A 26,161-nucleotide genomic window follows, 5' to 3' on the forward strand; every position below is an offset into this window, starting at 1 on the left:
TTTGCATGCCCCATTTCTGGACCATTTTGGGTAACCAACAGCTTAACCCAAAGCGCTCCCTGTTCAACGCGGTTCCGGGGTGGTTAATTGTGATTCACCATGATGAGACCCAAGACGAAGACCAATTCCGAAGAGGCTGAAATCCTTGCGATAAACGCACTGGGCTTCCTCGCCTCCGATGGCGAACGATTGCAGCGATTCATGGACCTCTCGGGGCTGGACGTCGCGGCGATCCGTGCCGGTGCGGCCAGGCCCGCCTTTCTGGGCGGCATCCTCGACCACTTGCTCGGCGATGAAAGCCTGCTGCTGATTTTTGCCGAAGAGCAGCAGCTTCGCCCCGAGCGCATCGCCGAACTCCGCCGCAAACTCCCGGGAGCCGCCGTTGATTTCTGAGATCACCCAGGGCCAGCTTGCTGGCCTGCACCTCACCGGCCGGCCGCTGGTCATCTGCGACGTCGACGAGGTGATCGTGCATTTCACCCGCGACTTCGAGGACTATATCGGCCTCCACGGACTGTGGCTCGATACCTCGAGCTTCGCGCTCAACGGCAACATCCGCCAGCGCGAGACCAATGCGCCGGCACCGGATGCACAGGTGGCGGAGCTGATCGGCAGCTTCTTCGAAACCCGCACCCGCCACATGCAGGAGATCGACGGCGCCGTCGCCGCGCTGCTGGCCTTCGGCGAGAGGGCGGACGTGGTGCTGCTCACCAACCTGCCGCACACGGCGGGCGACCACCGCCGCGAGAACCTGAAGAGCCACGGCCTGCCCTACCCCGTGGTGACCAATTCCGGCCCCAAGGGGCCCGCCATCCACGCGCTGGCGGCAAGGGCCGCCAACACCACGGTGTTCATCGACGACAGCCCCGCCTTCATCGCCTCGGCGCATGAATTTGCGCCCGAGGTGCACCTCGTCCACTTCCTTCATGACCAGCGCTTCGCCAGGCACATCGACCCGCTCGACTACGTGGCGCTGCGCACCGACAGCTGGGCCGAAGCGCGGCCCTTCGTGATGAGCCTGATTTCGACGATGCCCGGGGCCTGAAGGCTGACCCCCTACGCGAGGTCGGAGGAGACGTAGCCGCCCGGCTTCAGCACGCCATGCGATTCCAGCACGGCCTTCAGCTTGGGCCGTGCGCGCACCGCCGTGGCGAGCTTTGCAACCGCCGGGCATTTGGCGTGCAGCGCCTCCTCGGTTGGCGAGCCCCAGATCGACAGCATGAAGGCGTAGAGGTCGAGGGCGGAAAACTCGCGGCCCATCAGCCATGGGCCCGAGGCGGCAAGGCGCTTCTCGAGCATTGCCCAGAATTGATCGACCCGCTGGCGAACCCTGGCCTTCAGCATGTCGCGCCCGGCTGCGTCGTCGACGTAGTCGGCGGCCGAAAAGGCGAAGTTGCCGAAACCATAGATCTCCGTGCTCATGAACACGAGCAGGCTGAGGAATTCGCCATAGTCGGGCGAGCCCAGCGCCGGCGACATGTGCTTGTCAGGATGCGCGGCCACGAGAAAGGCGACGATCGCTGCCGATTCATAAAGCGTCCGCCCATCGGCCAGCCCCAGCGCCGGAATCATGCCGAGCGGGCTGACGGAGCGGAACTCGGGCTCGCGCACCTGCTCCGGCGACATCCAGATATTGGTATAGGGCGCCTCCATCTCTTCCAGCAGGCAATGGATGGCGAGTGATCCCCAAGTCTTGACGTTATAGAGCTTGTACATCCCGTTCTCCGCTCATTGCACCAGCCCCGAGGGCAGTGTTCCCCAATTCGGCGACCTGCGCTAGCATGTTCTGCATGCAAGATGATGCTGCGACGGTGGGCTTCTGCCGCGACTGCTTCACGCCCGTTGCGGGCGCGGAGCGGCGCTGCAAGGCTTGCGGCAGCCCGCGCCTGTTGCGCCACCCGGAGCTGCACCAGCTCTCCATCGCCCACATCGACTGCGATGCCTTCTATGCCGCGGTCGAAAAGCGCGACCGCCCTGAACTGGCCGACAAGCCGGTGATCGTCGGCGGCGGCACACGCGGCGTGGTCTCCACCGCCTGCTACATCGCGCGCATCCATGGCGTGAGGTCGGCCATGCCGATGTTCAAGGCGCTGAAGCTTTGCCCCGAGGCCTTGGTGATCAAGCCCGACATGGCGAAATACGCCGCCGCCGGCAAGCTGGTGCGCGAACTCATGCTGGAGGTGACGCCGCTGGTCGAGCCCCTCTCCATCGACGAAGCCTTCCTCGACCTCACCGGAACGGCACGGCTGCATGGCATGAGCCCGGCGCTGACGCTCGCCCACCTCATCCAGCGCATCACGGAGAAAGTGGGGATCACCGCCTCGGTCGGCCTGTCGCACAACAAGTTCCTGGCCAAGCTCGCCTCCGACCTCGAGAAGCCGCGCGGATTCTCGGTTCTGGGCAGGGCCGAAACGCTCAGTTTCCTTGCGGCAAAGCCCGTCGGCTTCATCTGGGGCGTGGGCAAGGCAATGCAGGAGGAACTCGCCAGGGGCGGCATCACCATGATCGCCCAGCTCCAGCAGATGGAGAAGAACGAGCTGATGCGGCGCTACGGTTCGATGGGCGCGCGCCTCTATCACCTGTCGCGCGGCGAGGACCAGCGCATCGTGTCGACCGATGACCACTCCAAGTCAATCAGCGCCGAGACCACTTTCAACACCGATATCGCCGATCGCGCCGAACTCGAACGCATCCTCTGGCCACTGGCCGAGAAGGTGTCGCGCCGTGCCAAGGCAGAGGGCGTGGCGGGCCACACCGTGGTGCTGAAGCTCAAGACGGCCGATTTCAGGCTGCGCACCCGCAACGTCTCGCTCGCCGACCCGACGCTCCTGGCCAGCCGCATCTATGACGCGGCCCTCCCCCTTCTCCAGCGCGAGGCGACGGGCACGGCCTTCCGCCTCATCGGGGTCGGCATCTCAGGCCTCGTCGAAGCGCGGCCCGAGCAGGAGACGGAGACGCTCGACGTCACCACCGCGGCGCGTGCCAGGGTGGAACTGGCGGTCGACCGCATCCGCGACAAGTTCGGCCGCGCCGCCGTGGCACGCGGCATCGGCTTCGGCTCGGATGACTGACCCTTCCCGGCCGCGCCCCGGACAGGCTAAAGCAAGCTTCCCGGGGCATTTCCAGATTCTCGCATCATGAAGCCGAAGCTCGTCCGCACCCTTGCCGCCCTCCGCCGCGAAACCGCCAGGTGGCGCGCCGAGGGCCTCACCTATTCCGTCGTGCCCACCATGGGCGCCATCCACTCCGGCCACACGCATCTGGTGGCGGAGGGGCTGAAGCGCGCCGACCGGGTGATCACCACCATCTTCGTCAACCCCAAGCAGTTCGCCGCCCACGAGGACCTCGACAAATATCCCCGCGACGAGGAAGGCGATGTCCGGAAGCTCGGCCAGGCCGGCTGCCACATGATCTACCTGCCGAACCCGGAGGAAATCTATCCGGAGGGCTTCTGCACCACGGTCATGCTTGGCGGCCCCGCCAGGGCTGGCCTCGAGGACAAGTTCCGCCCGCATTTCTTCGATGGTGTCGCCACCGTGGTGGCCAAGCTCTTCACCCAGACCGGGGCCGACTTCGCCATGTTCGGGGAAAAGGACTACCAGCAGCTCAAGGTCGTCACCCGCATGGCGCGCGATCTCGACTTGCCCATCGAGGTCGTCGGCATCCCCACGGTGCGGGAGGACGACGGCCTGGCGAAATCCTCCCGCAACGTCTACCTCTCGAAGCAGGAGCGCCAGCAGGCCCTCGCCATCCATTCGAGCATCAGCCACGCCGCAGAGCGCATCCGCGGCGGACTCGACCTGCAATCCGCCATGACGCTCGCCACCCGCACGCTGATGACGCTGGGCTTCAAGGTCGACTACGTCACGGTGCGCAATGCCGAGACGCTCGCCCCGCCCCAGCACCGCGACGAGCCGCTGCGCATCCTCGCCGCAGCCTGGCTGGGCAAGACGCGCCTCATCGACAACGTGCCGGTGTGACGCGCGCCCGCTTCTCCCGGCCGAGCCTTGTTGCCGTGGCCGCCATCATCGCGGTCACCGCCGTCACCCTGTGGCTGATGGGCCGCGTGCCCATCTGCGCCTGCGGCTACGTGAAGCTGTGGGAGGGGCAGGTGATGAGTTCCGGCAACTCCCAGCACATCTCGGACTGGTACACGCCGTCCCACCTCATTCACGGCTTCCTGTTCTATGGCCTGCTCTGGCTGGTGGCGCGCCGCCTGCCCGTCGGCACCCGGCTCGTCATCGCCACGCTGGTGGAGGCCGCGTGGGAGATCTTCGAGAACACGCCCTTCATCATCAACCGCTACCGCGAGGCCACCATCTCGCTCGACTATTACGGCGACAGCGTGCTCAACTCCGTCTCCGACATCATGGCCATGGTGCTGGGCTTCTGGCTCGCCAGCAGGTTGCCGGTCTGGGCCACGGTGTCGATCGCCATCGCGCTCGAGCTGTTCGTCGGCTACATGATCCGCGACAACCTCACCCTCAACATCATCATGCTCGTCTGGCCCGTCGACGCGATCCGCCAGTGGCAGGCGGGGGGATCCCCCCTGTGAGGCTCAGGCCCTGAGCGCCGAGGGCGGGCGTCCATAGCGCGCCCGGAAGCTGCGCGAGAACAGCGGCAGCGAGGAGAAGCCGCAGGCCACCGCGATTTCCCGCATGCTCATGGTGGAATAGGTGATGAGGCGCTCCGCCTTCTCGAGCCGGAGCTTGAGGTAGAAGCCCATCGGCCGCTCGCCCAGCTTTTCCGCGAAGAGGCGCTCCATCTGGCGCACCGAGATGCTGGCCGTCGCCGCGAGCTCCTCCGCATCGAGCGGGTCTTCGCCCTGCTCTTCCATGGCGGTGATGATTTTCAGGAGCCGCGCGTCGGTGGTGCCATAGCGCGCGGCGGCGGGAAGACGCGCTGCGCCGGGCTGCTCGGCCGAGCGGTAATGCACCAGCTGGTCCGCCACCAGCACGGCGAGAGGCCGCCCCAGCAGCCTCCCGATCCAGTCCAGCATCATGTCGATCGCCGCCGCGCCGCCGGCACAGGTCATGCGGTCGCGGTCGGTGACATAGAGCGCCTGCTCGGCCTGCACCCTGGGGAAGCTCTCGCGGAAGCCCGGCAGGCTCTCCCAGTGGCAGGTGGCGCGATAGTCGTCGAGGAGGCCGGCCTCAGCCAGCAGGAAGGGCCCGGTGTCGATCGCCGCCAGCAGCACGCGCTTCCGCGCCAGCGCCTTGACGGCGGAGAGCATGGGCCGGGTGATGCCCTTCTCCGGCTCGTAGCTTGCCGAGATCACCGCCATGTCCGGCTTGCCGATGTCGGCAAGACCGCCCGACACCGAGATGGGAATGTCGTTCGAGGCGGCCACCGGCTGACCGTCGGCCGAGACGAAGCGCCACGAGAAGGTGTTCGCACCTGCGAAACGATTGGCCACGCGCAAGGGCTCCAGCGCGCCATAGAGCGCGATCATGGAAAACTTCGGGACCAGCAGGAAGGCGACGTCATATCGGGCCATGGCGAAAATAGGAAAGCCTCTGACGGAAAAAGTCAAACGCCGATTTCGCCGCGGGCCTAGCCTCCGCCACCATAGTCAGGAGGATTCCATGCAGCCCAAAGTCATCATCACCTGCGCGGTCACCGGAGCGGGTGACACCGTCGGCAAGCACCCGGCCATTCCGGTGACGCCGGAGCAGATCGCCAATTCCGCCCTCGAGGCCGCCAGCGCCGGCGCCACCGTGGTCCACTGCCACGTGCGCGAACCCTCGACCGGCAAGGGCTCCCGCAAGGTCGAATACTATGCCGAGGTGATGGAGCGCATCCGGGCGAAGAACAAGGAAGTCATCATCAACCTCACCGCCGGCATGGGCGGCGACGTCGAGGTGGGCTCGGGCGCCAGGCCCCTCGACTTCGGACCCGGCACCGATTGCGTGGGGCCCGAGGAGCGCCTCATCCACGTGAAGGAACTCCGCCCCGAGATCTGCACGCTCGACTGCGGCACGCTGAACTTCGGCGACGGCAACTCGATCGTCGTCCAGACCCCCGCCCAGCTGCGCGAGCAGGCGAAGCTCATCAAGTCCTATGGCGTGAAGCCCGAGATGGAGATCTTCGATTCAGGTAACCTCTGGTTCGGCAAGCAGCTCGTGGCCGAAGGCCTGATCGACGGCCCGCCGATGTTCCAGCTCTGCCTCGGCATCCCGTGGGGTGCGCCTTATGACACCGAGACCATGGCCTACCAGAAGAACCAGCTGCCGGAAGGCGCGGTCTGGGCTGCCTTCGGCATCGGCCGCAACGAGTTCCCGGCGGTGGCGCAGGCCGTGCTGCTCGGCGGCCACGTGCGCGTCGGCCTCGAGGACAATCTCTGGCTCGAGCGCGGCGTGCATGCCTCGAACGGCACGCTGGTCGAGAAGGCGGTGAAGATCATCGAGCTCCTCGGCACCAGGGTCGCCTCACCCGATGAGGGCCGCGAGATCCTGAAGCTGAAGCCAAGGAAGTAAGTTACGGTAAGTCCCCCTCCCCCTTGTGGGGAGGGGCAACAGAAACGACAGGGAGAGACACCATGGCCAAGGCCGCTGCGAAGAAGCCCGCGAAGAAACCCGCCAAGAAGGCTCCGGCGAAGAAGAGCGCCGCCGCGCCCAAGATCAAGACCGTCGGCATTGCCGGCACCGGCCTGATCGGCGCGGGCTGGGCGGCGCGGCTCTTGTTCCGCGGTTACGACGTGATCGCCTATGACGTCTCGCCCGCAGCCGAGGAAAGGCTGAAGGCCCAGATCAAGACGGCCTGGCCCTCGCTCGAGGCGCTGCTGGGCAAGCCCAGGAAGAAGGGCAAGCTCTCCTTCACAACCGACCTGAAGGTGATGGCCTCCAAGGCCGACTTCATCCATGAAGCCGCACCCGAGCGCGAGGAGCTGAAGATCAAGCTGTTCCGCGACATCGACGCGGTGGCGGCCCCCCATGTGGTGATCGCGTCTTCCTCCTCGGGCTTCCTGCCCACCAATCTCCAGAGCCAGTGCAGGCATCCGGGCCGCGTGGTGATCGGTCATCCCTTCAACCCGGTTTACCTCCTGCCGCTGGTCGAGCTCGTGCCCGGCGAGAAGACGTCGGCCGAGGCGATGGACCGCGCAGGCGAATACTTCGAGGCCATCGGCATGCATGTGCTGCGGCTGAAGAAGGAGATCATGGGCTATATCTGCGACCGCCTGCAGGAGGCCCTGTGGCGTGAGGCGCTGCACATCCTCAACAAGGACATCGGCACGACAGCGGACATCGACGACTCGATCGTCTATTCCGCCGGCATGCGCTGGGCCTTCATGGGCTCCTTCCTCACCTATCACGTGGCGGGCGGACCCGGCGGCATGCGCGACTTCATCAAGCAGTTCGACCCCACGCTGGAGCTCGACTGGACCGACCTCAAGTTCCCCAAGTGGAACGACGCGCTGGAGAAGCGCCTGGTCGAGGGTTGCGAGGCGCAGGCCGCCGGGCGCAAGGTCTCCGAGATCGAGGCCAAGCGCAACGCCGTGCTGGTGGACATGATGAAGCTGTTCAAGAAGCACAAGATCGGCTCCGGCCTGGTGCTCGACCGCGAAGAGAAAGCCCGGAAGAAGAAGGCCAAGGCCTGAGGAGGTTCCAATGCCCCAGCAACGCGTGATGATCACCGCCGCGGCGGACGGCATCGGCAAGTCCATCGCCCGCGCCTTCGCGGCGGAAGGAGCTAGGGTCCATATCTGCGACGTGAACGAGGCGGCCCTCGCGCAATTCCGCAAGGAGTTCCCCGATGTCGCCGCGAGCAAGGTGAACGTCAGGAGCGAGGGCGAGATCGACGCATGGTTCGATGACGCGCTCGAAGACCTGGGCGGGCTCGACGTGCTGGTGAACAATGCCGGCATCAAGGGCCCCACCGCCCCGGTGGAGGACATCGAACTCGAGGGCTGGCGCGAATGCCTCGAAATCTGCCTCGACAGCTACTTCCTCTGTGCCCGGCGTGCCGCGCCGGTGATGAAGGCGCAGAAGTCCGGCCTCATCCTCAACATGTCGTCGAACGCCGGCCAGCACGGCTTCGGCAATAGGACACCCTATGCGGCGGCGAAGTGGGGCGTCATCGGCCTCACCAAGTCGCTGGCGATCGAGCTCGGCCCCTATAACTGCCGTTCGAATGCGATTTGCCCCGGCTCGGTGAAGGGCGACCGCATCAACCGCGTCATCCAGAGCGAGGCCGACGTGCGCGGCGTGCCTTTCGAGGTGGTGGCCAAGGAGATCGTCGGCAACCAGTCGCTCGAACGCCTGACCGAGGCTCATGAGGTGGCGGCGCTGGCCGTCTTCCTCGCCTCGCCCGCCGCCTTCATGATCAACGGTCAGGACATCGCCATCGACGGCCATGTCGAGACCTTCCACATCAAGTGAGTGTGACCTGATGGATTTCAATCTCTCCGACGAACAGCAGATGATCGTCAAGACGACGCGGGACTTCGTCGAGAACGAGCTCTACCCGCACGAGGCCGAGATCGAGGAGACAGGCGTGCTGCGCCATGACCTCCGCGACCAGATCAAGGCCAAGGCCATCGAGGCAGGCCTCTATGCCGCCAACATGCCGGCGGAAGTGGGTGGTGCGGGCCTCGATACGCTGACCTGGGTGCTCTACGAGAAGGAACTGGGCCGCGCCAATTACGCGCTGCACTGGACCTGCGTGGCGCGCCCCTCCAACATCCTGATGGCCTGCGAGGGAGAGCAGCGCGAGAAGTACCTCTTCCCCGCGGTCAAGGGCGAGAAGTCGGATTGCCTCGCCATGACCGAGCCCGGTGTCGGCTCCGACGTGCGCGGCATGAAGACCTTCGCCAAGCAGGATGGGGACTGGTTCGTCATCAACGGGACGAAACACTTCATCAGCCATGCCGACGAGGCGAGCTTCGTCATCCTCTTCGCCGCCACCGGTGAGGAAGAGACCCCGCGCGGCAAGAAGAAGCTGATCACCGCCTTCCTGATCGACATGGGAACGCCGGGCTTCACCGTCAGGCCGGGCTACAAGAACGTCTCGCACCGCGGCTACAACAACTGCATCCTGGAGTTCACCGATTGCCGGGTGCACAAAGCCCAAATCCTCGGCGAGATCCACAAGGGCTTCGAGGTGGCCAATGACTGGCTTGGCGCCACGCGCCTGCAGGTCGCCGCCACCTGCATCGGGCGTGCCGAGCGCGCACTCGACCATGCCAAGCAATATGCGGTGGACCGCCAGCAGTTCGGCCAGCAGATCGGCAAGTTCCAGGGCGTGTCCTTCAAGCTCGCCGACATGGCGCTGGAGCTGAAGGCGGCGGAACTCCTGACGCTCGAAGCCGCCTGGAAGTTCGACAACAAGACCGTGACCGACATGGACATGGCCATGGCCAAGCTCAAGGCCACCGAGATGCTGGCCTTCGTCGCCGACGAGGCGATCCAGATCCACGGCGGCATGGGGCTGATGTCGGACCTTCCGCTCGAGCGCATCTGGCGCGACGCACGCGTGGAGCGGATCTGGGAAGGGACGAGCGAGATCCAGCGGCACATCATTTCGCGGGCCCTGCTGCGGCCGCTGGGGGGCTAGTTTTATGGCCGTCATCCCGGCGAAAGCCGGGACCCAGCTTCCTTCACGCCCGGCAAAGCTGGGCCCCGGCTTTCGCCGGGGTGACGAGTAAAAGGGAGCGTGACGGCCCGAAGAAGAGCATGACATGAAGAACCTCACCCGCCTCCTCAACCCCAAGTCCATCGCCTTCGTCGGCGGCAATGAATGCGCCATCGCCATCCGCCGCACGCGGGAGCTGGGCTTCACCGGCACCATCCATGCCGTGCACCCGAAGCGTGACGAGCTCTCCGGCATCCCTACGCTGAAGTCGCCCGAGGACATTCCGGAAGCCGTCGATGCCGCCTTCATCGCGGTGAAGAACGAGCCCACCATCGAGGTGGTGCGCGCGCTCGCCAAGAAAGGCTGCGGCGGTGCCGTCATCTATGCCGCGGGCTTCGCCGAGACCGGCAACACCGAACTGCAGCGCGAGCTGCTCGAGGCCGCCAGGGGCATGCCGCTGATGGGGCCCAACTGCTATGGCTTCGTCAACACGCTTTCCCGCGCAGCCCTGTGGCCGGACGAGACGGGGCTCGAGCCGGTGGCGCGTGGCGTCGCGCTCATCACCCAGTCCGGCAACATCGCCTGCAACTTCACCATGATGATGCGGGGCCTGCCCGTCGCTGCCGTGTTCTCCATCGGCAACCAGGTGGACGTCGGCATGCATGACATGGTGGAGACGCTCTCCGCCGACCCGCGCATCTCGGCGATCGGCCTCCATGTCGAGGGCCTGCCGGATGTCGCCGCCTTCGCGAGGGCCGCGGCCATCGCGCGGAGCCGCAAGGTTCCCATCGTGGTGCTGAAGACGGGGCGCTCCGAACAGGGTGCGAAGGTGGCGATGAGCCATACCTCGTCGCTCGCCGGGGCGGACACGCTCTATGATGCGCTGTTCGAGCGCTATGGCATCGCGCGCATGAAGTCCGTCTCCGCCTTCGCCGAGACGCTGAAGTTCCTGCACAATGGCGGGCCCATCGCGGACTCGCGGCTCGTTTCGCTCTCCTGCTCGGGCGGTGAGGCGGCACTGGTGGCCGACATGGCGCTGGAGAGACACGTGAGCTTCCCGCCCTTCGATGCCGAGACGAAGCCGCGCGTCGCCGCGACGCTCAACGAATATGTGGCGATCGACAACCCGCTCGACTACCACACCTTCATCTGGGGCCAGCCCGAGAAGCTGACCGCCACCTTCACAGAGGTGCTGAAGGGCGGCTTCGACGTCGGCATGGTGATCCTTGACACGCCCACCCACCCGAAGATGAAGCCGGACAGCTGGGCCACCACGGCGCGTGCCATGGCGGCCGCGTCGAAGGCGACGGGCGCACGTGCCGCCGTTGTCGCCTCGCTGTCGGAAGGCATGCCGCTGTCGCTCGCCGACGAACTGTCGCAAGCGGGAGTGGCCCCGATGATGGGCCTCGATGATGCGCTCACCGCCTTCGAGGCCGCCGCCTTCATCGGCCGCAACTGGGCGCGAGCGGAGGAGCCGCCGCCGATGCTGCCGCCGATGAGGAAGGGCGGCGAGGAGCACGTGTTCAGCGAGTCCGCCGCGAAGGAGCTGCTGAAGAAGCACGGGCTCGCCGTTCCCGAAGGCATCGTCTGCCCGGCGGGAGACGCGGTGGCCGCCGCAGAGAAGCTCGGCTACCCGGTGACGCTCAAGGTTTCCTCTGCGGCAATTGCCCACAAGACCGAGGCCGGCGGCGTGGCGCTGAACCTGCGGAACGCCGAGGAGGTGCGCGAAGCCGCAACCCGCATGGCCAGGCTCGCACCCGACGTACTGGTCGAGCGCATGGTGACCGGCGCGGTCGCCGAACTCATCATCGGCCTCACCTCCGACCCGCAATTCGGCACCGCACTTGTCGTCGGCGCGGGCGGCATCCTCACCGAACTCCTGAAGGACTCGGTGACGCTGATCCTGCCGACCACGCGCAGCGAGATCGAGCGCGCGCTGAAGACGCTGAAGGTGTGGACCCTCGTCGAGGGCTTCCGCGGCAAGTCGGGCGACCAGGAGGCCGTGTTCCGCGCCGTCGAGGCGGTGGCGGACTTCGCCAATGCCAACCGGGGGTTGGTCGAGGAACTCGACGTCAACCCCCTGCTCGTTCTGAAGGACGGCGCCGTCGCCGTCGATGCCCTGATCAAGATGAGGACGCCATGACCATCAAGGAAACCACAACGGAACCGATCCATGTCACCAGGCGCGGCCGCGTGCTCGAAGTCAGGATCGAGCGCGGCAAGGCCAATGCCATCGACGCCGCCACGAGCCGCATCATGGGCGATGTCTTCGCCTCCTTCCGCGATGACCCGGAGCTGCGCGTCGCCATCCTCACCGGCACGGGCGAGAAGTTCTTCTGCCCCGGCTGGGACCTCAAGGCCGCGGCCGAGGGCGAGGCGCCGGATTCGGATTATGGCGTGGGCGGCTTCGGCGGGTTGCAGGAACTCCCCGGCCTCAACAAGCCCGTGATCTGCGCGGTGAACGGGCTTGCCTTCGGCGGCGGCTTCGAGATCATGATCTCGTGCGACATCATCATCGCCGCCGAGCACGCGACCTTCGCGCTGCCGGAGATCAACTCCGGCACGGTGGCCGATGCAGCCTCGATCAAGCTGCCGCGCCGCATTCCCTACGCGGTCGCCATGGAGATGCTGTTCACCGGACGGCGCATCGATGCGAAGGAAGCCAAGCACTGGGGCCTCATCAACGAGGTGGTGCCGGCGGACCAACTGATGGAACGCGCCCGCGCCGTGGCCGACCAGCTGGCCGACGGCCCGCCGCTGGTCTTCGCGGCCATCAAGGAAATCACGCGCGAAACCGCTCACCTCCCGGTGCAGCAGGCCTTCGACATGGTGACCAAGCGCAAGCTGAAGACCGTCGACGTCCTCTATTCCAGCGAGGACCAGCTCGAAGGGGCCCGCGCCTTCGCCGAGAAGCGCAAGCCGCAGTGGAAGGGCAAGTAACGCGACACAAAAAAATGGCCCCGGCTGTGACCCCGGGGCCTTCAGGGGAGAGAGGGTTCAGCCGACGAGCCAGTGGCGGCTCGACTGGCGGATGCGGGCCTGCTCGCTGTCCAGCGCCGAGGTGTCGGCGGCAGCGGTGAGGCTGCGCAGGGTCTGGCGCATGGCGCTGCCAAGGCTGGTCCAGACCGGGGTGGCGGGCATCGTGGCGATGAGGCGGGTCATGATCTTCAATCTTTTGTTAAGAGCTCAACTGTTGGCACTGAAAATAGGCCCCGCACCCTCGCTATACAAACGAAGCTTTCTAGATTAATCTTCAAACGTTGTTTGAGGATTGCCCATGTTACGCCACATTCCCGGCCTGCAATCGTTAAAGGCCTTCGAAGCGTCAGCCCGCCACCTGAACTTCACCCGCGCCGCCGCCGAGCTGAACGTCACCCCGGCCGCGGTGAGCCACCAGATCAAGGAGCTGGAGGAGGCCGTGGGTGTACCCCTGTTCCAGCGCACCTCACGTCACATGCAGCTGACCCGCCAGGGCCAGATCCTGAAGCCCGCCATCGCGGATGCGTTGGAAGGCCTCACCCGGGCGCTGCAGAAGCTGCGCCAGGTGGAGAACCCGACCCAGGTGCGCGTCACCGCCTCGCCCTCGATTGCCGCCAAGTGGCTGGTGCCGCGCATCGACCGCTTCCTCGAGTCGATGCCCGGCGCCGACGTGCGCATCGACGTTTCCTCCGAGCCCCTCGATTTCGACCGGGAGGACATCGACGTGGCGATCCGCTTCGGCGACGGGGTCTATCCCGGCCTCGTGGTCGAGAAGCTGTTCCACGACACGCTGTTCCCGGTCTGCAGCCCGGAGCTGCTGAAGGGCGCGAAGCCGCTGCGCGAGCCGAAGGACCTCCTGCAGTTCACGCTCATCCACCTCGAATGGGAGGCGCAGGGTGCCGTCTGGCCCAACTGGCGCATGTGGATGCTGGCGGCGGGCGTGAAGGACTTCAACGACACGCGCGGCCTCCATTTCAGCCAGACGTCGCTCGCCGTGCAGGCCGCCGTCGATGGCCATGGCGTGGCGCTGGGCGACTCGACGCTGGTGGCGGACGACCTCGCCTCGGGGCGGCTGGTGAAGCCCTTCGAGCTCTCGCTCCGGAGCCCGGCGCAATTCGCCTATCACCTGATCACGCGGCGCGACACGGCGGAACGCCCGATGACCAGGGCCTTCCGCAACTGGATCATCGCGGAAGCGGCGGCAAGCCAGGGGTAGGCTCCCGTCCTCATCATGGCCGGGCTTGTCCCGGCCACCCTCTTCGCCTGTGGAAAAGGATGCCCGGAACGAGCCCGGGCATGATGAATGGTCGGTTCAGGCTGGCGAGGCCAGGCTCCTCTTCAGTGCAATTACCGCCGCCACGGCAACCGTCGCCGCAGAGGCGAAAGCCACCGCGAAGAAGCCGTGCGCCTGGTAGACCGGGCCGTAGACGGCACCCGCCGTGCCCAGCGAGACATAGGTGGTGAAGGAGAACAGGCCCATGATCGTGCCGCGCAGCCGCGGCGAGAGCGTGTTCATGTAGGAGACCAGCGTCGTCATGCAGAAGTGGTTGGCGAGCCCCCAGAAGAAGGGCCACAGCGCCACGCTGACGATGCGCTCCGCCGCGAAGGGCAGGACGAGATAGTTGACGCCGACGAGTGCGAGGCCCAGCGGCAGCATGCGGACCGGGCCCTTGCGGTCGATCCACTTGTCGAAGATGACGCCAAGCCCAAAGCCCACGCCATAGGCGAGCGAGATGGTGCCGCCGAGCCAGGCCCCTGCCCCATGCGTCTGGCGCACATGATCACCGATGAAGGTATAGGTCTGGTAGAAGGCGATCATGTAGGCGAAGGTGGCGAGGTAACCGGTCCAGGCGCCGGGCAGCCGCAGCACGTCCATGTAGCGCACGCGCTCCGCCGTGGCCTGCGCGGAGCCGCGTGGAAGAAGACTCCCTGCAAACGGCATGGCGGCCGCCACGAGCCCGACGATCAGGAAGGTGCCGCGCCAGCCGACGAAGGCCGAGAGCACGGCGGCCAGCGGCACGCCCGCCACCATGGCGATGGACCAGCCGAACAGCACCTTTCCCAAATCCTGCGAGCGCCGCTCCGGCGGGGCGATGTCGCCCGTCAGCGCATAGGTGGCCGGGATGATGACGCCCGAGGCGAGACCCGCCACCAGCTGAGCGCCCGCCAGCACACGCCAGTCCCAGGCGAAGGCGCAGAGGAAGAGCGACACGGCGAGCAGCGCGAAGGCGATGCGGATGGCACCGCGCTTGGGCCAGCGGCCAAGTTGCGGGGCCGCCAGCAGCGCGGCGGTGGCCACGCCCACGCCATAGGCGGAGGCCGCAAAGCCGATTTCCTTCGCCTGTGTGCCGAGCCCCGCCGCGATGTCGGTCAGGAGCGGCGACAGCATCAGCGCCTGGATGCCGACGGCGGCGATCGAGAGCGTGAGGAGAAGGAGCGGCGTGCGCCCTTGCGAACTCATTCCGGTGAAAGGGCAGGATGCTGCTCGAACACGGCGACCGGCATCTGCTCGTAATCGATGATGGCCCCCGTCATCATCTGGGCCGAGGGCGAGACGAGATAGGCGACGAGGCCCGCCACGTCCTCGGGCGTGATCATGCGGCCCGCCGGCATGCGCCGTCCGATGGCCTCCGCCCAGTCCTGCGGCATGTTGTGAAAGCCCGTCTGCAGCGCGTGCTCGCCGTCGGAATTCACCCAGCCGAGGTTGATGGCGAAGATGCGGATGCCGTCGCGCGCCACCTTCTGCGCCGAGGAGCGGGTGAGGATGTTGAGCGCCGCCTTGGACGCCGAATAGGTGGTGAGGTTGGGCGGCCCGCCATGCGACAGCATGGAGGACATGTTGATGATGGTGCCGCAGCGGTTCACCCGCATGGCCTTCACCGCCTCCTGCATCATGAAATAGGGGGCGCGCGCATTGACGCCGAACAGGCGTTCGAAGGCCTCGGGCGTGGTGTCGTCAAGGCCGCAGCGCTCGGTGTTGCCCGCCGCGTTGATGAGTACGTCGAGGCGGCCGAAGGCACTCATGGCAGCGGCCACCGCGCGGGCCGGAAGGCTGGCATCCAGCAGGTCGCCGGCGAGGGTTTCAACCCGGCCCAGGGTGTTCAGCCGGGTGGCAGCCTCGGCAAGCTTTTCCGCGTTGCGGTCCAGCAGCAACACGCCGCCGAAGCCCAGTTCCAGAAGCTTCTTCGCCGCGGCGTAACCCATTCCCTGCGCCGCCCCGGTGACCAGCGCGATCCGTCCGTCAGCCATGTCCTTCCCCATTCAGCCGACGCAGCTTAGGTGATTTGGGGCGCAGGCTCAAAGTGCAGAAGGCATGCGGGCCGTGCGGGCCAGAAGATCAGTAGGCAGGTGGAACGCACCACACCTGGTTTTTCTTGTAGTCGATGCGATAGACCCGCGACGGGGCGCCGAACTGCGTCCGGCAGATTTCGCGCGCCCGTTCCATCATCTTTTCACGTTGCGCTGCGGTGTATTCATTCCGGCCCTTGTGGTTGCCCTTGGCGGGCGCCTGCACCTTCTTGTGCGTCACCGCTCCGGACTTGGTCTTGGTGGGCGGCGATGACTGGCTTGTCTTGCATCTTCCGCCCGTGGCGCGCTGGCAGGTGTCGGACGCAGTGGCCCCCTCGCTGAACCCCAGCAGGGCGATCATCAGTCCGGCAGACAGGGCAAGCAGGCGCAACATCTGGAACCTCGGCAGCGTCTGGCCGCAGGGTTATCCGGATTGCGCCCGATTTCAACCAAAAAGTGTCTTTTCAGTCGTTATGGCCGTTCTGCCAGTGTCCTGAGGTTCCTCAGCGCCGCGTCGTAATCAGCTCCCACGGTCCGGTCCATCCCCAGCCCGGCCCAGCGGTCGATGACGCCGGGAAGCTGCGATTCGAAACGCCATGTCACCCGCGTGCCCTGTCCCTGCGGGGCGAAATCCATCGCTGCGGTGGAGGTGCCGAAACCGGCATAGTCAGAGCGGGTCGAAACGCGCACGTGCGGCAAGGCATCGGTGACGGTCATCGTGCCGCTGCCGACCATCGGGTTGCCGGAGGTCCAGCGCATGACCTGCCCCGCGCCCTGCTCCGCGCCCTCGAAGCTGAACCGCGTGCGCGGATCGGCCTCGAGCCATGCCGACCATTCCGGCCAGCGCCGCAGGTCGGCCGCAATGGCATAGATCTTCTCCGGCGGTGCGGCGATGTCGATCGACCGCTCCACCCGTGCCACCCCCGGCAGCAGCAGCGCACCGCCATAGAAGATGACGGTGAACCCCATGATGAGGAAGACGATGGCCTTGATGACGGATTTCATGGTCGGAGTTAGGACCACAGCCCAGTGCCCTTGGCAAGGCCGGGTTGCTTGGGCGCCGCTTGATCCCCCCGCATTCCTCGCGCAATCTGCGCACATGAACAGCGCCATTTTCACCAAGGACTTCAAACCCCGCCCCTTCTGGTGGGAGGCCCATGAACCGAAACCGCTGCCCGAGGTGGACCTGCCGAAGCAGGCCCGCGTCGTGATCGTCGGCGCGGGCTATGCCGGGCTCAACGCGGCCCTCGAGCTGAACCGCGAGGGGCTGGACTGCATCGTGCTCGATGCCAATGAGCCGGGCTTCGGCGGCTCCTCGCGCAACGGCGGCATGGTGTCGGGCGGCGTCAATGTCGGCAAGCGCTACATGGCCAAGGCCATGTCGGACGCGGAGGCCGCCCCCTTCCTCAACGACGCGGCCGATGCCTTCAGCCATGTCGAGACCCTGATCGCGCGCGAGAACATCGACTGCGGCTGGCACCGCGCCGGATATTTCCTCGGCGCCTGGTGCAAGAGCCATTACGACAGCATGGCCCACAAGGTGGAGCTGCTGAACGAGACCGCGAAGTCGGAAGCCTACATCGTGCCGCCGGAACGGCAGCGCGAGGAGATCGGCTCCGACTATTACCGCGGCGGCATGGTGGTGGGCCGCGCGGGCCACCTGCACCCGGCGCTGTTCTTCAAGGGCCTTCTCGATCTCTGCCAGCAGCGCAACATCCCGATCGCCACGAAGACGCCCGCGACCAAGCTCACCCAGACGGGTTCCGGCTGGCGGGTAGACACGCCGCGTGGGAGCATCGAGGCGGGCGACGTGATCATCGCCACCAATGGCTATACCGGCGACGTGACGCCGGAGCTGAAGCGGCGCGTGGTGCCGGTCGGCTCCTACATCATCGCCACGGAGGAGCTGCCCCCGGACCTCGCCGCGACCATCAGCCCGAAGAACCGCTCCTTCGCGGACACCCGGCGCGTGCTTACCTATTATCGCATGTCGCCCGATGGCAGGCGGCTGATCTTCGGCGGCCGCGCCAAGTTCGGCCATACCGACCCGGTGGAGACGGCACCGATCCTCTATGGCTTCATGACCGACCGCTTCCCGCAGCTGAAGGGCTCTAAGATCACGCATGCCTGGACCGGCAACGTGGCCTTCACGCTGGACGAGATGCCCCACATGGGCAAGTTCGACAACATGCACTACGCGCTGGGCTGCAACGGCTCGGGCGTGGCGATGATGAGCTATCTCGGCCACCAGACGGCGCGCAAGATTGCCGGCAAGGTGAACCATGTCTGCGCCTTCGACCGGCCGGAATTCCCGGACCATGCGCTCTACACCGGCAACACCTGGTTCCTGCCGTGGATCGGGCGCTACTTCCGCACCCGTGACTGGCTGGACCGGCGCTTCGGATGATCTTCGAAACACCGCGGCTGATCGCCCGGCGCTTTGCGCCGCGCGATCTCACGGATTTCGTCAGCATGCGGAGCGACCCGGAGGTGGCCCGCTTCCAGGGCTGGGAGAGTTTCAGCGAAGATGATGGCCGCCGGTTCATCGACGATCTGGCCGGCAAGGAACCGGGCCAGCCCGGCTGGTTCCAGTTCGCACTCGAGGACAAGGCAACCCGCAGCTTCGCGGGCGATTGCGGGCTGAACATCCACGCCGATGACGGGCGGCTGGCGCGCATCGGTTACACCCTGGCGCGCGCCTTCTGGAACCGCGGCCTCGCGACCGAGGCGGTTGCAGGACTTGCCGCTTACGCCTTCGAGCGCTTTCCGATCCATCGCATCACCGCGTCGGTGGATCCACGTAACGTTGCGTCATGCCGCGTGCTGGAGAAGGCCGGATTCGTGAAGGAAGGACATTTCCGCCAGAGCGAGTGGTTCAAGGGCGCCTGGGCGGATGATGCAATCTACGCAAGGCTACGTTAGCCTTTTGGGCGCTTTGCCGGAAGTTGCATTTCCATTATAACTTCCCGCCATGCGCCTCAGCGTCTTCACCGATTATTCCCTGCGCGTCCTCATCCAGGCCGCGATCCGCCATCCCAACAAGGTCACCATCGACGAGGTGGCGACCGCCTATGGCATCTCGCGCAACCACCTGATCAAGGTGATCAACGAACTGGGGCGGGCGGGCTTCCTGGTCACCCAGCGCGGGCGGTCCGGCGGCTTCACGCTGGCGCGGCCGGCGGAGCGGATCTTCATTTCGGAGGTGGTGAAGTTCGGCGAAGACGGACAGCCACTGGTGGAGTGCTTCGACCCCGACCGCAACAAATGCGTGATCACGCCGGCCTGCAAGCTGAAGGGCATGATCTCGGAGGCCAAGCGCGCCTTCTTCGACGTGCTGGGCAAATACACGATTGCCGACGTCTGCACCAAGCCCGACGCCCTGCTGCGCCACCTGGGCCTTTCCGCCCCATAAATCCGCACCCTGTTTGATCCTCGTCAATTCCTTGCGGCGAATAACTTGTATTTTCAATACAACAAATTTCGCCAACAGGAGACGAACATGAGCAACATCCTCACGCAGGCCGCCGGAAGCCGCAGGGGCTTTCTCAAGGTCACCGGCCTTGCGGGCCTCGCCACCCTGGCCGCCACGGGCACGGCACAGGCCGATGAGCAGATGGAGACAACCGCCAACCCTGCGCTCGCCGCCGAGATCGCCAAGCTGCCGCGGGTGAAGCAGGTGCTGGTCGACCCGCCCTTCGTGCCCGAGCACCAGCAGAAGGCGGAGGGGGGCCCCCGCGTCGTCGAGATCACGCTGCCCATCATCGAGAAGAAGATGCAGATCGATGATGACGGCACCGAGATCTGGGCCCTCACCTTCAACGGCTCGGTGCCGGGCCCCATGATGGTGGTGCACGAGGGCGACTATGTCGAGATCAAGCTGCAGAACCTCGCAACCAACCTGATGGAACACAACATCGACTTCCATGCCGCAACCGGCGCCTTGGGCGGCGGGGCGCTGACCAAGGTGCAGCCCGGCGAGGAAGTGGTGCTGCGCTGGAAGGCGACGAAGCCCGGCGTCTTCGTCTATCACTGCGCGCCCGGCGACATCATGATCCCCTATCACGTCACCCATGGCATGAACGGCGCCATCATGGTGCTGCCGCGCGACGGCCTGAAGGATGCCGCGGGCAAGCCCTATGCCTATGACCGCGCCTATTTCATCGGCGAGCAGGATTTCTACATCCCGCGTGACAAGGACGGCAGCTTCGTCAAGTACGAGAACGCCGGCGACGACATGGCCGACGCGCTGGAGGTGATGCGCACCCTCACTCCCACGCATGAAGTGTTCAACGGCAAGGTGGGCGCGCTCACCGGCGAAGGCGCCATGAAGGCCAAGGTGGGCGAGACGGTGCTGTTCATCCATGCCCAGGCCACGCGCGACACCCGTCCGCACCTGATCGGCGGCCACGGTGACCTGGTGTGGGAGGCAGGTTCGTTCAACGACAAGCCGGACACCAACCTCGAGACCTGGCTGATCCGCGGCGGCTCGGCCGGCGCCATGGCCTATACCTTCAGGCAGCCCGGCATCTACGCCTATGTGAACCATAACCTGATCGAGGCCGTGATGCTGGGCGCCACCGCCCATGTGGTGGTGGAAGGCGAGTGGGACGACGACCTGATGACCCAGGTGCAGAAGCCGGCCCCGATCCAGGCCACCTGAGGAGACGGCACGTGCTTGCCCTGGTGAGCATGCTGAAATGGACGGCCGCCGCGGCGGGGCTCTCGGGCCTTGCCGTCGGCGCCTTCCTCGGCCTCGGCCATCCGCGGCTCGACGACATCCGCTTCCGCCCCGTGGCCATGCCGGGCGGCACCAGCCTGCAGGTGATGACCCGCGAGGTGACGAGGCGCGAATGGAGGGCCTGCGCGGATGCGGGCGCCTGCGAGGACCTCACCGGGCCGATCCCGTCCTCCGAACCCGAGCTGCCGATGACCGGCGTGAACCGCTTCGACGTCGAGGCCTATCTCGCCTGGACGAATGGCAAGGGGGGCGCAGACTTCCGCCTGCCGACGGCGGCGGAGTGGCGAGAGATCGCCGCCGCCCTCCCCCGCAGGAGTTACAGGAAGATGTTCGACGATCCGCGCCTCGCCTGGGCCGCGGATTATGGATCGATGCCGGCTGTGTCCGGCGTCATCCGCCCGAGCGGCGGCTTCGGCGCTCTGCCCAACGGCATCGCCGACCTTTCAGGCAATGTGTGGGAGTGGACCGACAGCTGCGCCAAGGATGGTTTCGAGCCAAGTCGCTGCCCCGCCTACACCGTGGAGGGTCTGCACGAGACGGCGCTGCCGATCTTCGTCCGGGATCCGTTCAGCGGCGGTTGCGCGGCGGGCACGCCGCCCAACCATGTCGGGTTCCGCCTGGTGAGCGAGGACTGAGCCTCAGCCGCACTTGGCCTGCATGCGCCACTTGGCATCGGCATAGACGGGGTTGCCCTGCAGCCGGCCCTTCTGCCCCGTCGGGCAGGCGTAATAGCCGAGCGACGAGGTGGCGACCGCCACGGCGTCCTTCTGCTGCTTCGGCCCCATGCCCGAGACCGCCATGTCGAACAGGTTCGGACCCTTGGGGGCGAAGTCCAGCTGATAGGTGCGGCCATTGTAGAAGATCGGCTCGCTGCGCGGCTTCATCACCACCTGCGAGGCCGGCTTGTTGCGGGTGACCCGCACGTCGGGCGACTCGCCGCAGGCCGCGAGGCCAAGCGCTGCCGCAAGAAGAATCAAGCCGGGGATGTGTTTTCGCATGGGCGCCTTATGCCCGCCGCACCTCGACCGGGCAAGCGCGGTGACGTATAGGGTGGCCATGACCCAGTTCGACCCCGCCGCCCTGCTCGTTTCCCGATCAAAAACCGCCGATGAAGGCGCCATCATCCGCATGTCGCAACGCGCCCGGGAACTTCGCGCCAAGGGGGCCGATGTCGTCAGCATGACGCTGGGCGAACCCGACTTCGATACCCCCGACAACATCCAGGCCGCCGCCAGCGAGGCCATGAAGAAGGGCTTCACGCATTATTCGCCCGTGATGGGCATTCCGGAGCTGCGCGCCGCCCTCGCGCACAAGCTGAAGCACGAGAACGGGCTCGACTATGCGGCGGGCGAGATCGTGCTCGCCAATGGCGCCAAGCAGGCCATTGCCAATGCCATGCTGTCGATCATCGAGGCGGGTGACGAGGTGATCATGCTGGCGCCCTTCTGGGTGTCCTACGAGATCACCGTGCGCTTCTGCGGCGGCACACCCGTGGTGCTGCATGCGGGCGTCGAGGAAGGCTACAAGGTTCCGGCCCACCGCATCGCCGCCGCCATCACGCCCAGGACCAAGCTCATCGTGCTGAACTCCCCGTCGAACCCGTCGGGAGCGGTGTGGAGCAAGGCCGAGCTCGAGGAACTCGCCGCCGTCGTGCGCCGGCACCCGCAGCTGATGGTGATGTCGGACGAGATCTATGAATACATCATCTTCGACGGCGAGATGCACTCCTTCGGGGCGCTCCCCGGCATGCGCGAGCGCACGATCACGGTGAACGGCTTCTCCAAGGGCTTCGCCATGACCGGCTGGCGGCTGGGCTATGCCGCAGCCCCCGAACCCATCGCCAGGGCCATGGCCCGCATGCAGAGCGCCATCTCGGCTGGCGCCAACCAGTTCGTGCAGCGCGCGGCGATCGCGGCGCTCGAGGGCCCGCGCGATTCAGTGCAGCGCATGCGCCAGGAATACCAGCTCCGCCGTGACATGGTGCAGGGTGGTCTCAACGCAATCCCGGGCGTGCGGATGGGCAACATCCCGGCCACCTTCTACGCCTTCCCCGATGTATCAGCCCTGCTCGGCAAGAAGGCAGGCAACCACGTGCTCGACACCACCGACGCGCTCTGCGACTGGCTGCTGGACCAGCACCATGTCGCGACGGTGCCGGGCTCCGCCTTCGGCGCGCCGGGCTCGATCAGATTGTCGTTCGCCTGCAGCGAGGCCGAGATCGGCAAGGCCATGGCGCGGATGCAGACGGGGCTGGGGAGCCTGGTCTAGGGCGACGAGAACGCACGCCATCGCTTCCCTCACCTCATCATGGCCGGGCTTGTCCCGGCCATCCTTTTCGCAGCTACCAAAAAAGATGCCCGGGACAAGCCCGGGCATGATGAACTTTGTGAAGGCGGAGCCGAAGCCCCTACTCCGCCGCCTTCGGCACCGGCCGCATGTCGTTGGCCGGGTGGTCCACATGCGGGGCCAGCACGTCCGAAGCATTCTCGCGGTCATGCATGTGGCGGCGGTCCCTTGCCACGTAGGAATAGATCGCCGGCGTGATGAACAGCGTGAACAGCGTGCCGATGGTCATGCCGGCGGCGATGACCACACCGATGTCGAAGCGGCTCTTGGCACCCGCACCATTGGCGATCAGCAGCGGCGTCACGCCGATGACCATGGCGGCCGTTGTCATCAGGATGGGCCGCAAGCGCGTGGCCGCGGCTTCCTTGATGGCCGTGTCCTTGTCATAGCCCTTCGTCTCCTGCAGCTTGTTGGCGAATTCCACCATCAGGATGCCGTGCTTGGCGATGAGGCCGATGAGGGTCACGAGGCCGATCTGGGTATAGATGTTGATGGTGCCGGACCCCAGGTTGATCGGCGGGTTGTTCATCATCGCGCCATTGACCTCGCCCAGGATGAATAGCACGAGCAGTGCGCCAAACACCGTGGCCGGCAGGCCGATGAGAATGATGAAGGGGTCGCGGAAGCTTTCGAACTGTGCGGCCAGGACGAGGTAGATCAGCAGCAGCGCCACCGCGAAGGTGATGGCCAGCGTATTGCCTTCCTTGACGAACTGGCGGCTTTCACCCTTGAAGTCATAGGCCATGCCCTGCGGCATGATCTCGTCGGCCTTCTGCTGCAGGAAGGTGATGCCCTCGCCGATGGTGCGGCCGGGGAACGGCACACCCTGCAGCATGGCGGAGTTCAGCTGCTGGAAGGTGGCGAGGCCATTGGGCTGCACCGTCTTCGAGACCTCGGTGAAGGCCGAGAGCGGCACCATCTGCCCGTCCGTGGCGCGCACCCGGTAGCTCAGGATCTGGTCCACCGAGGAGCGCTCGGTGCGCGGCACCTGCGGGATCACCTGGTAGCTGCGGCCATCGACCGTGAAGCGGTTGACGTTGTTGCCGCCGAGCAGCGTCGCCAGCGTGGCGCCGACGTCGCGCATGGTGACGCCCAGCCGATTGGCGCGGTCCTTGTCCACCACCAGCTCCACCTGCGGCGTCTGGAAGCGCAGGTCGGCGTTGGTGAAGATGAACAGGCCGGACTTGTCGGCCTCCGCCTTCAGCTTGTCGAGGGTGTCGGCCAGGCGCGTGTAGTCACCCGGATAGGTGAGCACGAACTCGATCGGCAGGTCGCCCGCACCCACGGGGATGGCGGAGGGCGCCGTGGCGAAGATGTTGACGCCCGAGACATCCTTGAACTTCGGCTGCAGCTCGCCCATCACCGTAAGGTCCGAGCGCGAACGCTCGTCCCACGGTTTCAGGATCAGGCCCATGAAGGCCTGGTGCGTGTTGGGGAAACCGTCGATGGCGAAGAGGTTCTCGCGCTCCGGTATCGCCATCATGATCTTGGTCAGGTCATCGGTATAGGTGGTGAGATAGTCGAGATTGGTGTGCTCGGGCGCATTGACGAAGGCGAACAGCACGCCCTGGTCCTCCGCCGGCGCCAATTCACGGCCGATGGCGTTGTAGAGCACGCCGGAGAGCACGATGGTCAGCACCGCAACCCAGGCGAAGACCGCGCGCTGCTTGATGGTGCCGTCGAGGCGGCGGCGATAGAAGCGCTGCAGCCCGCCGAAGACGCGCTCGACGAGGCGGCCGAACCACGAGAGCTTCTCGTGCGGCTTCAGCATCTTCGACGTCATCATCGGGGAGAGCGTGAGCGCCACGACGCCGGAGACGATGACCGCACCCGCCAGCGTGAAGGCGAATTCGCGGAACAGCGCGCCGGTCAGGCCCGAGGTGAAGCCGATCGGCGCATAGACGGCGGCCAGCGTGATGGTCATGGCGATGACCGGGCCGGTGATCTCGCGCGCGCCGCGCAGTGCCGCGTCGAATGGCGTCATGCCCTCCTCGATGTGGCGGTGGATGTTCTCCACCACCACGATGGCATCATCGACGACGAGGCCGATGGCAAGCACAAGGGCGAGCAGCGTCAGCAGGTTGATCGAATAGCCGAAGGCCACCAGCACCAGCGCCACGCCGATGAGCGAGAGCGGGATGGTGACGACGGGGATGATCGTCGAGCGGAAGGACCCGAGGAACAGGAAGATCACCACGATGACGATGATGCCGGCCTCGAGCAGCGTCTTGCCCACTTCCCAGATCGAGGCATTGATGAACAGCGTCGCGTCATAGGCGATGTTGGCCTCGAGGCCCGTGGGCAGCAGCCGCTGGATTTCCGGCATCGTCTCGCGCACCGTGTTGATGACGGTGAGCGGGTTGGCGTCGGGTGTGGTCTGGATGCCCATGAACACGGCCTTGAGCCCGTCGAAGGCCGAGCGCGTGTCATAGTTCTCGGGGCCGAGGTCGACGGTGGCCACCTGGCCCAGCCGGATCACCGTGTCGCCGCGCGTGGCGACGACCAGCTGCTCGAACTGCTCGGGCGTTTCGAGCGAGGTCTGGGCATTGATGTTCTGCTGGGTGAAATCCGACTTCACCTCGCCCGCGGCGGTGGTGAAGTTGTTGGACGCCAGCGCATTGCGCACGTCGAGCGGCGTGACGCTGAGCGAGGCCATCTTCTCCGGGTCCAGCCAGACGCGCATGGCGAAGGTGGAGCCGCCGAGGATTTCGGCCGAGGCCACGCCGTTGATCGCCTGCAGCTTCGGCTTCACCACGCGGTCGAGGTAGTCCGAGATCTGCGGCGCCGACATCTGGTCCGACTTGAAGCTGATATACATCAGCGCGAAACCGGCACCGGTGGTGCGCTTGACGACGGGGTCGTTCGCCTCCTCCGGCAGGACACCCTTCACCTCGTTCACCTTGGAAAGGACGTCGGCGAGCGCGCGGTCGGCATTGGCGTCAAGCCGCAGCTTCAGCGTGATGGTCGAGACATTCTGCGAGGAGCGCGACTCGATGATGTCGACGCCTTCGGTCGAGGCCACGGCCTGCTGCAGCGGCGTGGTGATGAAGCCCTTGATCTGGTCGGCGTTGGCGCCGGGATAGACCGTTGTGATCTCGATCTTGGTGTCGGAGACCTCCGGGAACTGGCGGATCGGCAGCTTGAGCACGGCCTGCAGGCCGGCCAGCAGGATGAGCAAGCTGACGACCGTCGCGAGGACGGGGCGCTTGACGAAGATGTCGGTGAAATGCATCGCCCTGT

General features: G+C 66.0%; 27 protein-coding genes. 18 read left to right on the forward strand and 9 right to left on the reverse strand.

From position 1 onward, the window contains the following. Window positions 1-99 precede the first annotated feature (99 nt). Both DK847_RS18070 and DK847_RS18075 read left to right on the forward strand, forming a co-directional pair. Window positions 100-393: a DUF3572 domain-containing protein gene (locus DK847_RS18070; protein WP_111199947.1), complete on the forward strand. Its 294-nt coding sequence runs from the start codon at window positions 100-102 to the stop codon at window positions 391-393. Beyond that, window positions 383-1,045 carry a hypothetical protein gene (locus DK847_RS18075; protein ID WP_111199948.1) on the forward strand — a complete coding sequence of 221 codons (663 nt, stop codon included), beginning with the start codon at window positions 383-385 and terminating at the stop codon, window positions 1,043-1,045. Before DK847_RS18070 ends, DK847_RS18075 begins: the two co-directional genes overlap by 11 nt. Window positions 1,046-1,056: 11 nt before the next feature. Here the strand turns inward: DK847_RS18075 and DK847_RS18080 are convergent, their stop codons facing one another. Further along, window positions 1,057-1,716, reverse strand: coding sequence for a glutathione S-transferase family protein (locus DK847_RS18080; protein WP_111199949.1), 660 nt, complete (start codon window positions 1,714-1,716; stop codon window positions 1,057-1,059). A gap of 74 nt (window positions 1,717-1,790) precedes the next feature. Here DK847_RS18080 and DK847_RS18085 point away from each other — a divergent pair, with 74 nt between their 5' ends. From DK847_RS18085 to DK847_RS18095, 3 genes are all read left to right on the forward strand, one after another. Continuing rightward, a complete protein-coding gene (locus DK847_RS18085; RefSeq protein WP_111200027.1) occupies window positions 1,791-3,071 on the forward strand; it encodes a DNA polymerase IV in 1,281 nt (426 codons plus the stop codon). A 66-nt stretch (window positions 3,072-3,137) separates the two neighbouring features. Next, a complete protein-coding gene (gene panC / locus DK847_RS18090) occupies window positions 3,138-3,980 on the forward strand; it encodes a pantoate--beta-alanine ligase (RefSeq protein WP_193548212.1) in 843 nt (280 codons plus the stop codon). 35 nt (window positions 3,981-4,015) lie between these two features. Further along, window positions 4,016-4,555 carry a DUF2585 domain-containing protein gene (locus tag DK847_RS18095; RefSeq protein WP_245414668.1) on the forward strand — a complete coding sequence of 180 codons (540 nt, stop codon included), beginning with the start codon at window positions 4,016-4,018 and terminating at the stop codon, window positions 4,553-4,555. Window positions 4,556-4,558: 3 nt separating this feature from the next. Here DK847_RS18095 and DK847_RS18100 read toward each other — a convergent pair whose 3' ends face one another. Continuing rightward, a complete protein-coding gene (locus DK847_RS18100; protein WP_111199952.1) occupies window positions 4,559-5,497 on the reverse strand; it encodes a GlxA family transcriptional regulator in 939 nt (312 codons plus the stop codon). An 88-nt stretch (window positions 5,498-5,585) separates the two neighbouring features. Here DK847_RS18100 and DK847_RS18105 point away from each other — a divergent pair, with 88 nt between their 5' ends. The 6 genes from DK847_RS18105 to DK847_RS18130 all read left to right on the forward strand — a co-directional run bounded on the left by DK847_RS18105 (window position 5,586) and on the right by DK847_RS18130 (window position 12,510). Further along, on the forward strand, window positions 5,586-6,476 hold the full coding sequence (locus DK847_RS18105; protein WP_111199953.1) for a beta-keto acid cleavage family enzyme: 891 nt from the start codon (window positions 5,586-5,588) through the stop codon (window positions 6,474-6,476). Between the two features lie 62 nt (window positions 6,477-6,538). Continuing rightward, the gene (locus tag DK847_RS18110; protein WP_111199954.1) at window positions 6,539-7,597 is read left to right on the forward strand and encodes a 3-hydroxyacyl-CoA dehydrogenase NAD-binding domain-containing protein; all 1,059 of its coding nucleotides are present in this window, start codon (window positions 6,539-6,541) and stop codon (window positions 7,595-7,597) included. A gap of 10 nt (window positions 7,598-7,607) precedes the next feature. After that, entirely contained in the window at window positions 7,608-8,378 is a 771-nt protein-coding gene (locus DK847_RS18115; RefSeq protein ID WP_245414669.1) for an SDR family oxidoreductase, read from the forward strand. Between the two features lie 10 nt (window positions 8,379-8,388). Beyond that, window positions 8,389-9,552, forward strand: a complete 1,164-nt coding sequence (locus DK847_RS18120) for an acyl-CoA dehydrogenase family protein (RefSeq protein ID WP_111199956.1) — start codon at window positions 8,389-8,391, stop codon at window positions 9,550-9,552. A gap of 124 nt (window positions 9,553-9,676) precedes the next feature. Continuing rightward, complete coding sequence (locus DK847_RS18125; RefSeq protein WP_111199957.1) at window positions 9,677-11,713, forward strand: acetate--CoA ligase family protein; 2,037 nt, start codon at window positions 9,677-9,679, stop codon at window positions 11,711-11,713. Then, window positions 11,710-12,510: a carnitinyl-CoA dehydratase gene (locus DK847_RS18130; protein WP_111199958.1), complete on the forward strand. Its 801-nt coding sequence runs from the start codon at window positions 11,710-11,712 to the stop codon at window positions 12,508-12,510. Before DK847_RS18125 ends, DK847_RS18130 begins: the two co-directional genes overlap by 4 nt. 57 nt (window positions 12,511-12,567) lie before the next feature. Here the strand turns inward: DK847_RS18130 and DK847_RS20720 are convergent, their stop codons facing one another. Continuing rightward, on the reverse strand, window positions 12,568-12,732 hold the full coding sequence (locus DK847_RS20720) for a hypothetical protein (RefSeq protein WP_161957366.1): 165 nt from the start codon (window positions 12,730-12,732) through the stop codon (window positions 12,568-12,570). Window positions 12,733-12,847: 115 nt separating this feature from the next. Here DK847_RS20720 and gcvA point away from each other — a divergent pair, with 115 nt between their 5' ends. Continuing rightward, window positions 12,848-13,765, forward strand: a complete 918-nt coding sequence (gene gcvA / locus DK847_RS18135; RefSeq protein WP_111199959.1) for a transcriptional regulator GcvA — start codon at window positions 12,848-12,850, stop codon at window positions 13,763-13,765. 96 nt (window positions 13,766-13,861) lie between these two features. Here gcvA and DK847_RS18140 read toward each other — a convergent pair whose 3' ends face one another. The 4 genes from DK847_RS18140 to DK847_RS18155 form a co-directional block, all read right to left on the reverse strand. Then, the gene (locus DK847_RS18140) at window positions 13,862-15,010 is read right to left on the reverse strand and encodes an MFS transporter (protein ID WP_111199960.1); all 1,149 of its coding nucleotides are present in this window, start codon (window positions 15,008-15,010) and stop codon (window positions 13,862-13,864) included. Then, window positions 15,007-15,798 (reverse strand): oxidoreductase, encoded by a 792-nt coding sequence (locus DK847_RS18145; RefSeq protein WP_161957367.1) that lies wholly within the window; start codon window positions 15,796-15,798, stop codon window positions 15,007-15,009. Before DK847_RS18145 ends, DK847_RS18140 begins: the two co-directional genes overlap by 4 nt. A gap of 88 nt (window positions 15,799-15,886) precedes the next feature. Continuing rightward, window positions 15,887-16,231: a hypothetical protein gene (locus DK847_RS18150; RefSeq protein WP_111199962.1), complete on the reverse strand. Its 345-nt coding sequence runs from the start codon at window positions 16,229-16,231 to the stop codon at window positions 15,887-15,889. 77 nt (window positions 16,232-16,308) lie between these two features. Continuing rightward, complete coding sequence (locus DK847_RS18155) at window positions 16,309-16,842, reverse strand: SRPBCC family protein (RefSeq protein ID WP_161957368.1); 534 nt, start codon at window positions 16,840-16,842, stop codon at window positions 16,309-16,311. Between the two features lie 94 nt (window positions 16,843-16,936). Here DK847_RS18155 and DK847_RS18160 point away from each other — a divergent pair, with 94 nt between their 5' ends. The 5 genes from DK847_RS18160 to DK847_RS18180 all read left to right on the forward strand — a co-directional run bounded on the left by DK847_RS18160 (window position 16,937) and on the right by DK847_RS18180 (window position 21,210). Beyond that, window positions 16,937-18,244, forward strand: coding sequence for an NAD(P)/FAD-dependent oxidoreductase (locus DK847_RS18160; protein ID WP_111199964.1), 1,308 nt, complete (start codon window positions 16,937-16,939; stop codon window positions 18,242-18,244). Further along, on the forward strand, window positions 18,241-18,759 hold the full coding sequence (locus DK847_RS18165) for a GNAT family N-acetyltransferase (RefSeq protein WP_111199965.1): 519 nt from the start codon (window positions 18,241-18,243) through the stop codon (window positions 18,757-18,759). Before DK847_RS18160 ends, DK847_RS18165 begins: the two co-directional genes overlap by 4 nt. 49 nt (window positions 18,760-18,808) lie before the next feature. Beyond that, a complete protein-coding gene (locus DK847_RS18170) occupies window positions 18,809-19,249 on the forward strand; it encodes an RrF2 family transcriptional regulator (protein WP_111199966.1) in 441 nt (146 codons plus the stop codon). An 87-nt stretch (window positions 19,250-19,336) separates the two neighbouring features. Then, entirely contained in the window at window positions 19,337-20,497 is a 1,161-nt protein-coding gene (gene nirK / locus DK847_RS18175; protein ID WP_111199967.1) for a copper-containing nitrite reductase, read from the forward strand. Window positions 20,498-20,508: 11 nt separating this feature from the next. Continuing rightward, on the forward strand, window positions 20,509-21,210 hold the full coding sequence (locus tag DK847_RS18180; protein ID WP_111199968.1) for a formylglycine-generating enzyme family protein: 702 nt from the start codon (window positions 20,509-20,511) through the stop codon (window positions 21,208-21,210). A gap of 3 nt (window positions 21,211-21,213) precedes the next feature. Here DK847_RS18180 and DK847_RS18185 read toward each other — a convergent pair whose 3' ends face one another. After that, window positions 21,214-21,573 carry a hypothetical protein gene (locus tag DK847_RS18185; protein WP_146256183.1) on the reverse strand — a complete coding sequence of 120 codons (360 nt, stop codon included), beginning with the start codon at window positions 21,571-21,573 and terminating at the stop codon, window positions 21,214-21,216. A 58-nt stretch (window positions 21,574-21,631) separates the two neighbouring features. On the opposite strand from DK847_RS18185, the gene DK847_RS18190 reads away from it, so the two are divergent. After that, complete coding sequence (locus DK847_RS18190; protein WP_161957369.1) at window positions 21,632-22,843, forward strand: pyridoxal phosphate-dependent aminotransferase; 1,212 nt, start codon at window positions 21,632-21,634, stop codon at window positions 22,841-22,843. Window positions 22,844-22,982: 139 nt separating this feature from the next. Here the strand turns inward: DK847_RS18190 and DK847_RS18195 are convergent, their stop codons facing one another. Next, window positions 22,983-26,153, reverse strand: coding sequence for an efflux RND transporter permease subunit (locus DK847_RS18195; protein ID WP_111199971.1), 3,171 nt, complete (start codon window positions 26,151-26,153; stop codon window positions 22,983-22,985). Window positions 26,154-26,161: the final 8 nt, after the last annotated feature.

Origin of the sequence: Aestuariivirga litoralis (assembly GCF_003234965.1) — a bacterium.
Taxonomy (GTDB): Bacteria; Pseudomonadota; Alphaproteobacteria; order Rhizobiales; family Aestuariivirgaceae; genus Aestuariivirga; species Aestuariivirga litoralis.

Coding starts and splice junctions, on each gene's coding strand:
- DK847_RS18145 (WP_161957367.1), bottom strand. CDS start 15,798: ATGGCTGACGGACGGATCGCGCTGGTCACCGGGGCGGCGCAGGGAATG.
- DK847_RS18080 (WP_111199949.1), bottom strand. CDS start 1,716: ATGTACAAGCTCTATAACGTCAAGACTTGGGGATCACTCGCCATCCAT.
- DK847_RS18155 (WP_161957368.1), bottom strand. CDS start 16,842: ATGAAATCCGTCATCAAGGCCATCGTCTTCCTCATCATGGGGTTCACC.
- panC (WP_193548212.1), top strand. CDS start 3,138: ATGAAGCCGAAGCTCGTCCGCACCCTTGCCGCCCTCCGCCGCGAAACC.
- DK847_RS20720 (WP_161957366.1), bottom strand. CDS start 12,732: ATGACCCGCCTCATCGCCACGATGCCCGCCACCCCGGTCTGGACCAGC.
- DK847_RS18070 (WP_111199947.1), top strand. CDS start 100: ATGATGAGACCCAAGACGAAGACCAATTCCGAAGAGGCTGAAATCCTT.
- gcvA (WP_111199959.1), top strand. CDS start 12,848: ATGTTACGCCACATTCCCGGCCTGCAATCGTTAAAGGCCTTCGAAGCG.
- DK847_RS18130 (WP_111199958.1), top strand. CDS start 11,710: ATGACCATCAAGGAAACCACAACGGAACCGATCCATGTCACCAGGCGC.
- DK847_RS18110 (WP_111199954.1), top strand. CDS start 6,539: ATGGCCAAGGCCGCTGCGAAGAAGCCCGCGAAGAAACCCGCCAAGAAG.
- DK847_RS18185 (WP_146256183.1), bottom strand. CDS start 21,573: ATGCGAAAACACATCCCCGGCTTGATTCTTCTTGCGGCAGCGCTTGGC.
- DK847_RS18100 (WP_111199952.1), bottom strand. CDS start 5,497: ATGGCCCGATATGACGTCGCCTTCCTGCTGGTCCCGAAGTTTTCCATG.
- DK847_RS18125 (WP_111199957.1), top strand. CDS start 9,677: ATGAAGAACCTCACCCGCCTCCTCAACCCCAAGTCCATCGCCTTCGTC.
- DK847_RS18105 (WP_111199953.1), top strand. CDS start 5,586: ATGCAGCCCAAAGTCATCATCACCTGCGCGGTCACCGGAGCGGGTGAC.
- DK847_RS18120 (WP_111199956.1), top strand. CDS start 8,389: ATGGATTTCAATCTCTCCGACGAACAGCAGATGATCGTCAAGACGACG.
- nirK (WP_111199967.1), top strand. CDS start 19,337: ATGAGCAACATCCTCACGCAGGCCGCCGGAAGCCGCAGGGGCTTTCTC.
- DK847_RS18195 (WP_111199971.1), bottom strand. CDS start 26,153: ATGCATTTCACCGACATCTTCGTCAAGCGCCCCGTCCTCGCGACGGTC.
- DK847_RS18140 (WP_111199960.1), bottom strand. CDS start 15,010: ATGAGTTCGCAAGGGCGCACGCCGCTCCTTCTCCTCACGCTCTCGATC.
- DK847_RS18160 (WP_111199964.1), top strand. CDS start 16,937: ATGAACAGCGCCATTTTCACCAAGGACTTCAAACCCCGCCCCTTCTGG.
- DK847_RS18190 (WP_161957369.1), top strand. CDS start 21,632: ATGACCCAGTTCGACCCCGCCGCCCTGCTCGTTTCCCGATCAAAAACC.
- DK847_RS18115 (WP_245414669.1), top strand. CDS start 7,608: ATGCCCCAGCAACGCGTGATGATCACCGCCGCGGCGGACGGCATCGGC.
- DK847_RS18150 (WP_111199962.1), bottom strand. CDS start 16,231: ATGTTGCGCCTGCTTGCCCTGTCTGCCGGACTGATGATCGCCCTGCTG.
- DK847_RS18085 (WP_111200027.1), top strand. CDS start 1,791: ATGCAAGATGATGCTGCGACGGTGGGCTTCTGCCGCGACTGCTTCACG.
- DK847_RS18165 (WP_111199965.1), top strand. CDS start 18,241: ATGATCTTCGAAACACCGCGGCTGATCGCCCGGCGCTTTGCGCCGCGC.
- DK847_RS18170 (WP_111199966.1), top strand. CDS start 18,809: ATGCGCCTCAGCGTCTTCACCGATTATTCCCTGCGCGTCCTCATCCAG.